10 protein-coding genes are annotated in these 11,971 nt (G+C 74.2%); 6 read left to right on the top strand and 4 right to left on the bottom strand.

Annotation, left to right across the window (positions count from 1 at the left end):
• Positions 1 to 16: 16 nt before the first annotated feature.
• Both OG245_RS31525 and OG245_RS31520 read right to left on the bottom strand, forming a co-directional pair.
• Positions 17 to 1,231 carry an acetyl-CoA C-acetyltransferase gene (locus OG245_RS31525; RefSeq protein WP_371626735.1) on the bottom strand — a complete coding sequence of 405 codons (1,215 nt, stop codon included), beginning with the start codon at positions 1,229 to 1,231 and terminating at the stop codon, positions 17 to 19.
• A gap of 150 nt (positions 1,232 to 1,381) precedes the next feature.
• Positions 1,382 to 2,314 (bottom strand): LysR family transcriptional regulator, encoded by a 933-nt coding sequence (locus OG245_RS31520; protein ID WP_371626734.1) that lies wholly within the window; start codon positions 2,312 to 2,314, stop codon positions 1,382 to 1,384.
• 110 nt (positions 2,315 to 2,424) lie between these two features.
• Here OG245_RS31520 and OG245_RS31515 point away from each other — a divergent pair, with 110 nt between their 5' ends.
• The 4 genes from OG245_RS31515 to OG245_RS31500 all read left to right on the top strand — a co-directional run bounded on the left by OG245_RS31515 (position 2,425) and on the right by OG245_RS31500 (position 6,766).
• The gene (locus tag OG245_RS31515) at positions 2,425 to 3,378 is read left to right on the top strand and encodes a CoA transferase subunit A (protein WP_371626733.1); all 954 of its coding nucleotides are present in this window, start codon (positions 2,425 to 2,427) and stop codon (positions 3,376 to 3,378) included.
• A complete protein-coding gene (locus OG245_RS31510; RefSeq protein ID WP_371626732.1) occupies positions 3,375 to 4,160 on the top strand; it encodes a CoA-transferase subunit beta in 786 nt (261 codons plus the stop codon). Before OG245_RS31515 ends, OG245_RS31510 begins: the two co-directional genes overlap by 4 nt.
• A 118-nt stretch (positions 4,161 to 4,278) precedes the next feature.
• Complete coding sequence (locus OG245_RS31505) at positions 4,279 to 5,829, top strand: 3-hydroxyacyl-CoA dehydrogenase NAD-binding domain-containing protein (RefSeq protein WP_371626731.1); 1,551 nt, start codon at positions 4,279 to 4,281, stop codon at positions 5,827 to 5,829.
• Positions 5,830 to 6,361: 532 nt separating this feature from the next.
• On the top strand, positions 6,362 to 6,766 hold the full coding sequence (locus OG245_RS31500) for a VOC family protein (protein ID WP_371626730.1): 405 nt from the start codon (positions 6,362 to 6,364) through the stop codon (positions 6,764 to 6,766).
• Here OG245_RS31500 and OG245_RS31495 read toward each other — a convergent pair.
• Both OG245_RS31495 and OG245_RS31490 read right to left on the bottom strand, forming a co-directional pair.
• Entirely contained in the window at positions 6,694 to 7,464 is a 771-nt protein-coding gene (locus tag OG245_RS31495; protein WP_371626729.1) for a DUF6597 domain-containing transcriptional factor, read from the bottom strand. The two genes, OG245_RS31500 and OG245_RS31495, sit on opposite strands and share 73 nt — an antisense overlap.
• Before the next feature lie 18 nt (positions 7,465 to 7,482).
• Positions 7,483 to 8,727 carry a YihY/virulence factor BrkB family protein gene (locus OG245_RS31490; protein ID WP_371626728.1) on the bottom strand — a complete coding sequence of 415 codons (1,245 nt, stop codon included), beginning with the start codon at positions 8,725 to 8,727 and terminating at the stop codon, positions 7,483 to 7,485.
• Positions 8,728 to 8,744: 17 nt separating this feature from the next.
• On the opposite strand from OG245_RS31490, the gene OG245_RS31485 reads away from it, so the two are divergent.
• Together OG245_RS31485 and OG245_RS31480 are read left to right on the top strand one after the other, a co-directional pair.
• Positions 8,745 to 10,382 (top strand): acyl-CoA dehydrogenase family protein, encoded by a 1,638-nt coding sequence (locus OG245_RS31485; protein ID WP_371626727.1) that lies wholly within the window; start codon positions 8,745 to 8,747, stop codon positions 10,380 to 10,382.
• Between the two features lie 239 nt (positions 10,383 to 10,621).
• The gene (locus OG245_RS31480) at positions 10,622 to 11,917 is read left to right on the top strand and encodes a GAF domain-containing protein (protein ID WP_371626726.1); all 1,296 of its coding nucleotides are present in this window, start codon (positions 10,622 to 10,624) and stop codon (positions 11,915 to 11,917) included.
• The last annotated feature ends 54 nt before the right edge of the window (positions 11,918 to 11,971 follow it).

Genomic DNA, 11,971 nt, shown 5'->3' with positions numbered 1-11,971 from the left:
TCCGGCCCGACAGCCCTCAGACGCGTTCGAAGACCGCGGCGAGGCCCTGGCCGCCGCCGATGCACATCGTCTCCAGGCCGTACCGGCCCTCGCGGCGGTGGAGTTCGCGGGTGAGGGTGGCGAGGATGCGGGCTCCGGTGGCGCCGACCGGGTGGCCCAGGGAGATGCCCGAGCCGTTGACGTTGATCCGCTCGTCGTGGTCCTTCTCGCCGAGGCCCAACTCCCTGGTGCAGGCCAGCACCTGGGCGGCGAACGCCTCGTTCAGCTCGATCAGGTCGAGGTCGGCGAGGGTGAGGCCCGCCCGGTCCAGCGCGGTGCGGGTGGCGGCGACGGGGGCGATGCCCATCGTCGCCGCGGGGACTCCGGCGCGGGCGAAGGAGACGAGGCGGACGAGCGGGGTGAGGCCGAGGCGTTCGGCGGTCGCGGCGCTGGTGACCAGGCAGGCGGCGGCCGCGTCGTTCTGGCCGCTGGCGTTGCCCGCGGTGACGGTGGCGTCCGGGTCGGACTTCGCCATCACCGGCCGGAGGGCGGCGAGCTGTTCGGCGGTGGTGTCGGGGCGGGGGTGTTCGTCGGCGGTGACGGTCGTCTCGCCCTTGCGGGTGCGCACGGTGACGGGGACGGTCTCGGCGTCGTAGCGGCCCTCGGCCGCGGCGCGGGCGGCGCGCTGCTGGGACCGCAGGGCCAGGGCGTCCTGGTCGGCCCGGCTGATCCCGTACTCCCGGCGCAGGTTCTCCGCCGTCTCGATCATGCCGCCGGGTACCGGGTGGTTGACGCCTCCGGCGGTGACGCGGCCCCGGGCGAGCGCGTCGTGGAGCTGGAGGCCGGGGCCCTTGATGCCCCAGCGCCCGTCGTGGGTGTAGTAGGGGGCGGCGCTCATCACGTCGACGCCGCCCGCGATCACGACATCGCTGAATCCGGCCCGGATCTGCATCGCCGCGTCCAGCACCGCCTGGAGTCCGGAGCCGCAGCGGCGGTCGGTCTGGGAGCCGGTGACCGTGGTGGGCAGTCCGGCGTCCAGGGCGGCGACCCGGCCGATGGCGGGGGCCTCGCTGGTGGGGTAGGCGTGGCCGAGGATCACCTCGTCGACCCGGGCCGGGTCGACGCCGGTGCGGGCGACGATCTCCGCGATGACGCGTGCGGCCAGCGCCGCCGGGGTCTGCTGGGCGAAGGCCCCGCCGAAACGGCCGATGGGGGTGCGCAGGGGTTCGCAGATGACGACGTCGATCGGCACGGGGGAGCCTTCCTTCAGGGCGACCGGGGCGACGGGCGGGCCGCGGGTGGTGCGGTGACGGGTGGTGAGGTGACGGGTGGCGGGGGCGGGTGGTGGGGTGACCTTCGCATCCGGTGACTGAGCGGGTCCAATACCGGATGTGCCCGCTTTTCAGAGGCTCGGCGTCTCAATGTGCCCTCCGCCCGTTTCGCGTACGGGGGTCGGCAGGGCGTCCCGGGCGACGGCGAGCACGGCGTGCAGGGCGGCGGAGGGGTTGTCGGCACGCCACGCCAGGGCCGCCTGGCGGCGGATGGGCGGTCCGGTGAGGGGCCGGTAGACCAGTCCGCCCTGCTGGATGTGCCGTACGGAGGTGACCGTGAGGGTGACGCCGACCCCGGCGGCGACGAGCGCCATGATCGTGTACGAGTCGGGGGCCTCCTGGACGACGCGCGGGGTGAACCCGGCGCTCTCGCAGGCCTCGGTCATCGCGTCGCGCACGGTGGAGCCGGAGTTGGCGGGGAAGGAGACGAACGGTTCGTCCGCGAGCTCGCCGAGCGGCACCGCCTCGTACCGGGCGAGCGGGTGGTCGAACGGCAGGGCGCACAGCAGCTCCTCCTCGTCGATCACCCGGTGCTCCACCCCGGGCCGGGTCACCGGCAGCCGGACGAAGCCCAGGTCGAGGGAGCCGTCGGCGACCCGGGACAGCGCGACGTTGGCGTACGTCTGGCCGGTCATGACCAGTTCGAGGCCGGGGTGTGCGGCGCGCACGGCGCGGGTGAGGCGGGGCAGCGTCTCGTGGCTGGAGGCTCCGGCGAAGCCGATCGTCACCCGGCCGTACTCGCCCCGGCCCGCCGAGCGCGCGGCCCGCACAGCGGTGTCGAGGTCGTCGAGGACGGTCCGTACGGGGTCGAGGAAGGACTCCCCCGCGCCGGTGAGCCGGACCGAGCGCGTGTTGCGGCGGAACAGCTGGACGCCGAGTTCCTTCTCCAGCTGCCGGATCTGCTGGCTCAGGGGCGGCTGTGCCATCTGGAGACGTCTGGCGGCCCGGCCGAAGTGCAGTTCCTCGGCCACGGCGAGGAAGGCCTTCAGGTGGCGCAGTTCCATGGGGGACGCCCCTCGCGTCATTGATATGTCCGGTGTCTTGATCCGACCTTAATTCGGTATTGGACAGCCATCAATGGGTGCTGACACCGTGGGGTCCGCGGATGCGGACGATGAGGAGAACCGTGGACGGGACGGCCGGCAAGGTCATGTCGATGAGGGAGGCCGTCGCCTCCTTCGTCCACGACGGGGACACCGTGAGCCTCGAAGGGTTCACCCATCTCATCCCGACCGCCGCCGGTCACGAGATCATCCGGCAGGGCCGCCGGAATCTCACGGTCGTCCGGATGACGGCGGACATCGTGGTGGACCAGATGCTGGCGGCCGGGTGTGTGACGCGGCTGGTCTCCTCCTTCGTGGGGAACTCCTCCGCCGGTTCGCTCGGGGAGCTGCGGCGGCGGATCGAGCGCGCCGCCCCGGAGCCGCTGGCGTTCGAGGAGTACAGCCACTACGGGATGGTCTGCCGCTATCTCGCGGGGGCGCAGCGGCTGCCGTTCCACCCGCTGCGCTCGTACGCGGGCAGCGACCTGCCGTCCGTCAACCCCGGTATCCGCAAGGTCACCTCGCCCTACCCGGCCGCCGACGGGGGGACCGAGCAGATCTACGTCGTGCCGCCCGTCAACCCGGACGTGACGATCGTCCACGCGCAGCGCGCCGACCGCCGGGGCAACACCCAGGTCTGGGGGCTGACCGGCGTCCAGGCCGAGGCGGTGTTCGCGGCGGAGAAGGCGGTCGTGGTGGTGGAGGAGCTGGTGGCGGACGAGGTGGTCCGCTCGGACCCGAACCGCACGCTGATCCCGGCCCACGCGGTCGACGCGGTGGTGGTCTGCCCGCGCGGGGCGCACCCCTCGTTCGCGCAGGGCTACTACGACCGGGACAACGCCTTCTACCGCTCCTGGTCCGCGATCAGCAAGGACCCGGCCCGGCTGCGGGAGTGGCTGGCGGAGTGGGTGTACGGCACCGCCGACCACGCGGAGTACGTGGCGAAGCAGGGCGAGGAGTTCTGGGCGGGGCTGGCGGTCGGCGAGGCGCTGAGCGAGCCGGTGGACTACGGGAGGCGGCTGTGAGCGGGCGGGACCCGGGAACCACGCGGCCGGTCACCTCCTCCGAGCTGCTGTCCGTCGTCGCCTCGCGCGAACTGGCCGGACGCCGCACGGTGTTCGCGGGCATCGGGCTGCCGACGCCGGCGACCGAGCTGGCGCGGCTGACCGTCGCGCCGGGCATCGAGGTGGTGTACGAGTCCGGGGTCTGCGGGGCGCACCCCTCCCGTCTGCCGGAGACCATCGCGGACGCCGTCCTGATCACCGGGGCGGAGGCGGTGGTGTCGATGCCCACGCTGTTCGGCTCGGTGCTCCAGGGCGGGCACATCGACGTGGGTTTCCTGGGGGCCGCGCAGATCGACCGGTGGGGCAGCCTCAACACCTCGGTCATCGGCGACTGGGACCGTCCGTCGGTCCGGCTGCCCGGGTCCGGCGGCGCGGTCGAGGTGATGGCGAACGCCCGGGAGGTGTTCGTGGTGATGCGCCGCCACACACCGCGTTCCTTCGCCGGGGCCCTCGACTTCTGCACCACGCCGGGCCCGGACCGGGCGCTGGCGGACGGTATCCGCCCGCTGGGCGTCGGTGTCACCCGGGTCGTCACCGAACTGGGCGTCCTCGCCCGGGAGGGCGTCGGCGACGAGCTGCGGCTGGTCGCCGTCCATCCCGGGGTCACCGTCGAGCAGGTGCGGGCCGCGACCGGCTGGGAGCTGAGGACGGCCGGCACGGTGGCGACGACGGCCGCGCCGACCGCCGCCGAGCTGCGGCTCCTGCGGGACGATGTCGACCCCGACCGTGTCTACCTCCGCTGATGACCGCGTCCGCCCTGGTGGAGGAAACCGCTTCCGTCCCCGCCGAAGAACCGTCCCCGTCTCCGTCGAGAACCCGTTGAGAACCGTCTCCGTCTCCGCTGAAAGGGCTCCCACCGCCATGCGTATCAGGATCGTCGGAGCCGGGGCCATGGGCCGCGGCATCGCCCAGTGGGCGGCGAGCGCCGGTCACACCGTCGAGCTCGCGGACGTACGGCCCGAGGCGGTGTCGGAGGCCCTGGACTTCGTCGCCTCGATGCTGGACCGGGCCGTCGCCAAGGGCCGCATGCCGGCCGCCGGGCGGGACGCGGCCGTGGCCCGGCTGGTGCCGCTCGCCGAGCCGTGGGCGGCGGGACCGGAGGTGGAGCTGGTGATCGAGGCCGTACGGGAGGACCTGGCGACCAAGGCCGAGGTGTTCGGCGAGCTGGAGCGGGCCCTGCCCTCCTCCGCCGTCTTCGCGACCAACACCTCCTCCCTGTCGGTCACCCGGATCGCCGCGACGCTCCAGGACCCCTCGCGCCTGGCCGGGCTGCACTTCTTCAACCCGGTGCCGCTGATGAGGATCGTCGAGGTGGTGCCGGGAGCGGCCACCCGCCCGGAGATCCCGGCCCTGCTGACCGAGCTGGTGGAGGGCTGCGGACACCGTGCGGTGACCGTAGCCGACACGCCCGGCTTCCTGGTCAACCACGCCGGGCGGGGGCTGGTGACCGAGGCGCTCGCGCTGCTGGAGGAGTCGGTGGCGGGCCCGGCGGAGATCGACCGGATCGCCCGGGACGTGCTGGGGCTGCGGATGGGTCCCTTCGAGCTGATGGACCTGACCGGTCTCGACGTGACGGCCGCCGTGATCGACTCGATCTGGGAGGGCTTCCGGTACGAGGACCGGCTGCGCCCGTCGTTCCTGACGCCGAACCGGGTGGTGGCGGGGCTGCACGGCCGTAAGACGGGCCGTGGCTGGTACGCGTACGGCGAGGGGGCGTCCGGCCCCGCGCCGGAGAGCCCGGTCACCGGGGACGCGGAGCGCCCGGTGTTCCTGGCCCCGGGCGGGCGGGCGGAGACCGCCGCGTACGAGGAGGACCTGGCCGGGTCCCTGGAGGCGGCGGGGGTCCGGGTCGAACGGGGCGCGGGGCCGTCCGCGTCGGCCGTGGTGCTGGTGCCCGTCTGGGGGACGCCGGTGTCGGCCGCGGTCGCGGCGGGCGCGGGGCCCCGGGAGCGTACGTTCGGCGTGGAGGTGCTGCCCCCGGCGGGGCGGCGGCGGGTCCTCGCGGTGACGGCGGCGGGCGACCCGGTGGCCGCCCGGGACGCGCGGGCGGTGCTGGCGCGGGCCGCCGGGGGCGAGGAGCCGTACGCGGTGTCGGTGGTGCGGGACACCGCGGGCACGGTCGCGCAGCGGCTGCTGTCCTCCGTCGTCGCGGTCGGCTGCTCGATCGCGGAGCGCTCGCTCGCCGCGCCCGGGGACATCGACCTGGCGGTGACCACGGGGCTCGGCTATCCGTACGGGCCGCTGGCCTGGGGCGAGCGCGTCGGGGCCGCGCGGATGCTGGGGCTCCAGCGGTCGCTGCACGCGACGACGGGCGACCCGCGCCACCGGCCGACGCGGTGGATCACGGAGCGGGCCGCCCTGGGCCTGGCCGTGACCGACCCGGGGACCTCGCCGGCCGACTGCCTGGGGTGAGGCCGGCCGCTCCGAGCGCCCGTCCGGTGGCCCTCGGCGCTCCCGGGCGTACGCCACGCCCCAGGAGACGGTGACGAGAAGTCCCGGAACCCCGATGCCGAGGGTCCCGAGGGTCGCCGAGTTCGTTTCTCCGGCCGGCAGACCGCCCACTCCGCCGACGAGTCCGCCGACGGCCATGAGCACACCGAGGAGGAGGCCACGCGAGCTCTGCGGCCGGAGCAGACGCCACAGGTCCGGGCCGCGGCGGCCGGGTGGCGGCGCACCGGCGCGGCGACGGCCGGACGGCTGTGGGTCTCGGGGGAGCTTCACCGGTACCTCACCATTCCCGGTGCGCCCGGGGCGTTCACATGGCTGTCGCCCGGCTTCTGGTCCGAGGGGGTGTAGGCGTAGTCGACCGTCGTCGCCACGATGGCGACGGGTGCGCCGAAGATCTTGCCAGCAGCGCGACCGGTCTCAGGACGCGGAAGAGATCTCCGGCCGGGCGACCGATTCGTACAAGACCGTCGGGGCGCCGCGTGCGTACGGTCGGGACATGACTCCACGACTTGACGCGATCAGCATCATCACGGCGGACCTGGCGGCCTCGCTCGCCTTCTACCGCAGGCTCGGCCTCGACATCCCCGAAGGGGCGGAGTCCGCACCGCATGTCGAAGTGACCCTGACCGGCGGGCAGCGGCTGCTGTGGGACACGGAGGAGGTCATCGCCTCGTTCGACCCGGGGTGGCAGCGGCCCTCGGGCGGCGAGCGGCTCGGTCTGGCGTTCGTCTGCGACAGCCCGGCGGAGGTGGACGCGGTGTACGCGGACCTCGTCGAAGCCGGGTACACGGGCCATGCGAAGCCCTGGGACGCGGTGTGGGGGCAGCGCTACGCGGTCGTCCTGGACCCGGACGGCTGCGGGGTGTCGCTGTTCGCCTCCGCGTCGCCCGCCGAGAGGTAGGCCCCGAGCGTCGTCCCGGCGAGGGCGCGCATCTCGCGGGCCAGGTGCGCCTGGTCGACGCAGCCCGCCGCGCCGGCCGCCTCCGCGTACGGCACGCCCGCGCGGACGAGGGACAGGGCGCGCTGAAGGCGGAGGATCCGGGCCAGGGTCTTGGGGCCGTAGCCGAAGGCGGCCAGGGAGCGGCGGTGCAGTTGGCGGGCCCCGAGGCCGACCTCGGCGGCCGTCGCCGCGACGGAGCCGCCGCGCCGCAGCCGGTCGGCGACGGCCGCCGTGAGCGGGTCCGGGGGGCCGGTCTCGGCGGCCAGGGCCAGGGCGTAGTCCTCCAGGGCGGCCGCGGGGTCGGCGGCCCGGCCGATCCGGTCGACGAGCCCGCCGACGGCTCCACGGGACCAGAGGTCGGCGAGTTCGACCCGGTGGTCGCGCAGTTCGTGCGCCGGTACGCCGAGGAGTACGGGGGCGGTTCCGGGCGGGAAGCGGATCGCGGCGCAGGAGGCGCGGTTGCGGGGGTCGACCCGGAAGGCGTGGGTGTCGGGTCCGGCCACGACCAGTCGGCCGGCGGACCAGATCAGGTCCATGCAGCCGTCGGGAAGGACGGACCGGGCGGGGCCCGGCGGTCCGGGCGGGACGTCCAGCGTCCAGACGACGGCCCCGGCCAGCCGGGACGGCCGTTCCTGGTACCGCTGGTGTTCCCGGGGCATGGTTCCACGCTAACGCGGTCAGCGGGAGGGTGGTTCCTCCGCCGGCCCGGACGTCCTGGGCTCCGCGATCCCTCCGGGCTCCCTGGACTCCTTGGACTCCTTGGACTCCTTGGGTTCCTTCGGGTCCCTGGGGTCCTTCTCCCAGGTCGCGTGCAGCCGGGACTTCACGTCGTCGGGCGGCAGGAAGCGGGACCAGCGCTCGGGGAACTCGGAGGGCATGTACGCGGGGCCGTCGTCCTCGTCATCGTCGTCGTCCGCTCCGGCGTAGGCGGCCGAGCGGGTACGGGCGACGAACTCGGCGGCCTGCGCGGCCCGGACGCGTTCGGTGGCCTCGCGGGCGGCGGCCGTGGCGAGCGAGGGCCACACCCGGTCGATGGCCGCGTTGACCGCGGCGCCGACCAGGACCGCGAAGGCGGAGATGCCGATCCACAGGAGGACGGCGATCGGCGCCGCCAAGGAGCCGTAGATGGTGGGGCCTTCGACCGTGTTGGTCAGGTAGATCCGGAGCAGGAAGCTGCCGAGGACCCACATGCCGAGCGCCATCAGGGCCCCGGGGACGTCCTCGATCCAGGGTGAGCGCACCGGCACGGACACGTGGTAGAGCGTCGTGAGGAACGCGACGCCCAGCAGTATCACGAGCGGCCAGTACAGGACGGCTATGACCTCGGTGCCCCACGGCACCAGTTCGACGACCCGGTCCGGGCCGACGACCAGCAGCGGCAGCACCACCGCACCGATCAGGAGGGCGACGACGTACAGCAGGAAGGCGAGCAGCCGGGTCTTGACGATGCCGCGGTGGCCGTCGAGTCCGTACATGACGGTGATGGTGTCGATGAAGACGTTCACCGCGCGGGAGCCGGACCACAGGGCGATGGCGAAGCCGATGGAGATGATGTCGGGGCGGGCCCCGGTCGTGACGTCGGCGAGCAGCGGTTTGGCGAAGTCGTTGACCCCGCGCTCGGACAGCACCGTCTGGGCGGCGGAGAGGATGTTGCGCTCGATGGAGGCGACGGTGGTGGTCGTCGTCCACTCGTCGACGTAACCGAGCAGTCCGATCATGCCGAGCAGCAGCGGGGGCAGCGAGAGCAGGGTGAAGAACGCCGCCTCGGCCGCGAGTCCCAGGATGCGGTACTCGATGCACGAGTTGACGGTGTCCTTGAGCAAGTGCCACGCCATGCGTCGTTTGGAGACGTTGCGGTAGAGCACTCGCGCCCGGTGGAGCCGGCCCGGTGGCCGCTCGGGTGTTTCCTTTGCTGCCTGCACCTCCTTACCGTATCGGCATGGCAGCCACCACCCACACAGTGACCAATCAGGTTCCGCCGCTGGTCGGCCATGACGTCTTCGCCGCCGACCGGGTCCTGACCGAGGCCGTCGAGCGGCATGCCGCTCCGGGGGTCCTGCCCGTGGCCCTGGAGGAGCTCGGCGAGCTGGGGCGGGCGGCGGGCTCCGCCCAGGTCCAGGAGTGGGGCGCGCGGGCGAACGCGTGCCCGCCCGTCCTGCGCACCCATGACCGCTACGGGCACCGCGTCGACGAGGTGGAGTTCCATCCGTCCTGGCACCGGCTGCTGGGCCACGCGGTGTCGGCCGGGCTGACGGACGCCTGGGGGCGTCCGGCCGGTCATGTCCGGCGCGCGGCGGGGTTCCTGGTCTGGACGCAGGCCGAGGCGGGGCACGGCTGCCCGCTGTCGATGACGCACGCCGCGGTGCCCGCGCTGCGGACCGATCCGGCGCTGGCCGCCGAGTGGGAGCCGCTGCTGACCTCGCACACGTACGTGGCGGGGCTGCGGCCCCCGCGGGAGAAGGCCGGGGCGCTCCTCGGGATGGGGATGACCGAGAAGCAGGGCGGCACCGACGTCCGGTCCAACACGACGCGGGCGGAGCCGCTGCCCGGTGGGGACGCGTATCTGCTCACCGGTCACAAGTGGTTCTGTTCGGCGCCGATGTCGGACGGCTTCCTGGTGCTGGCGCAGGCCCCGGGCGGGCTGACCTGCTTCCTCCTGCCGCGGGTGCTCCCGGACGGCACGCGCAACGTGTTCGCGATCCAGCGGCTCAAGGACAAGCTGGGCAACCGGTCCGACGCGTCCGCCGAGGTCGAGTTCGACGGCACGTGGGCCCGGCGGGTCGGCGAGGAGGGGCGCGGGGTGCGCACCATCATCGAGATGGTGGCGGCCACCCGGCTGGACTGCGTGGTGGGTTCGGCGGCGCTGATGCGGCAGGCCGTGGCGCAGGCGATCCATCACAGCGCGTACCGCGGTGCGTTCGGCGGGCCGCTGATCGACAAGCCCCTGATGCGCAACGTGCTGGCGGATCTGGCGCTGGAGTCGGAGGCGGCGACGGTGCTGGCGATGCGGTTGGCCGCCGCGTACGACGCGGACACGGCCGAGGAGCGGGCCTTCCTGCGGCTCGCGGTGCCCGCCGCGAAGTACTGGGTCACCAAGCGCTGCTCCGCCGTGGTGGGCGAGGCGCTGGAGTGCCTGGGCGGCAACGGGTACGTAGAGGAGTCGGGGATGCCGCGGCTGCTGCGCGAGGCGCCGCTCAACTCGATCTGGGAGGGCTCGGGCAATGTGCAGGCGCTGGACGTGCTCCGGGCGTTGCAGCGGGAGCCGCGGGCGCTGGACGCGTTCCTGCGCGAGGTCGGCCGTGCGCGCGGGGCGGATCACCGGCTGGACGCGGCGATCAAGGGCCTGCTGACGGAGCTGGCCGACCTGGAGGGCGTCGAGGCGCGGGCACGGCGCCTGGTGGAGCGGATCGCGCTGGTGCTCCAGGGTTCGCTGCTGGTGCGCTGGGCCCCGCCGGAGGTGTCCGACGCGTTCTGCGCCTCGCGCCTCGGCGGGGACTGGGGGTCGGCGTTCGGGACGCTGCCGCACACGCTGGACCTGGCGTCGGTGGTGGCACGGGCCCGGCCGGACGGGGCGTAGCGGCGGGGGGAAGCGACGGAGGGTGGTGCTGCGCCGACACGGCACCACCCTCCATGCTTCTGCACCACCGGGCGACCGGGACAGGCCCGGCGCACAGTGTGTCTGTCAGTCTTGTACGGAGCCGCGGGGCCTCGCCAGAGTTGCAAGGGGTTGCAACGATTGTGTGGACCGATCGGCGGTCCGGCCAGGTGACCGGCAGGATGGGCCGGGCGGGGAAGCGTTCGGGGGGAACGGGGACCATGACGGAGACAGGTTCTGCGGGGGTGGTGCGGGTGACGGGCCAGGGGGCGGGCCGCCAGGCGACCCGGTCGCTCCACCGGGCGCGGGAGGCGCGGCTGTCGGGGGCACGGTCCGAGGTCGCGCCCCGGGCGGAGATCGACGCCTCCTGGGACCGGGTGGTGCGCAGCGGCATGGACCCCGGCCAGTCGCCGGAGAGCGAGCTGCTGCTGGCGGACGAGATCGAGTACCGGCGCCACAGCACGGCGCTCGGCGAGCTGATGCCGTTGCTGCGGAAGGGGCTGGCCTCGATAGCGGACGCCGCGCAGCAGATCATGGTGGTGACCGACGCGGAGGGCCGGGTGCTGTGGCGCCAGGGCCATACGGGGGTGCTGCGCCGGGCCCATGACATCTGCCTGGAGGAAGGGGCGGCCTGGGCCGAGTCGGCGACCGGCACGAACGCGATCGGGACGGCGTTGGCCGCCCGGGTCCCCATCCAGGTCCACTCGGCCGAGCACTTCATCCGGGCCCTGCACGGCTGGACCTGTGCGGCGGCTCCGGTCCGGGACCCGCGCGACGGGCGGCTGATCGGGATCGTGGACATCAGCGGGCCGGCGTCCACGTTCCACCCGGCGACGCTGGCGCTGGTCGACTCGGTGGCGCGGCTCGCCGAGGGTGAGATACGCACCCGTCACCTGGCGGAGATCGAGCGGCTGCGCGCGGTGGCCGCGCCGATCCTGTGCCGGATCGGCGGGCGGGCGCTGGCGGTGGACGTGCACGGGCGGCTGGCGGCGGTGACCGGGATGTCTCCGGTGGACCGGCTGCCGCTGCCGAAGTCGCTGGGGCCGGGTCCGGTGTGGCTGCCCTCGCTCGGCATGTGCCGGGTCGAGCCGCTGCCGGGCGGCTGGCTGGTGCAGGTGGACGACGACGGCGCGGAGGGGGCGCCGCGCCGGGTGGTGCTGGACCTGAGCCGGCCCCGGGCGCTCGCGGTGCGGGTGACCGGGCCGCTGGGGAGCCGCACCCAGCGGCTCTCGCCGCGTCACGCGGAGATGCTGTACGCCCTGGCGGTGCACCGGCAGGGGCGGTCGGCCTCGGAGCTGGCGCGGGACATCTTCGGGGACGGGTCCCGGACGGTGACGGTCCGGGCCGAGGTCTCCCGGCTGCGGCGTCAGTTGGCGGAGGTGCTGGAGCACCGCCCGTACCGCTTCGGGGACGGGGTGGAGGTGGAGGTGGTCCACCCGGAGGACCGCGCGGATCTGCTGCCGCACTCCCGGGCGCCGGTGGTGGCTCAGGCCCGCAGGCCGGCTGCGACCGCCTGAGAGGGGTGGCCGCGCGGGGCACGGTCCTCCCGGGCGGGGACCGCCGTGCGGGAC

The organism is Streptomyces sp. NBC_01116 (assembly GCF_041435495.1).
Taxonomy (GTDB): domain Bacteria; phylum Actinomycetota; class Actinomycetes; order Streptomycetales; family Streptomycetaceae; genus Streptomyces.
The sequence above is the reverse complement of the archived record's forward strand: the minus strand, read 5'-3'. Positions and strand labels throughout refer to the sequence as shown.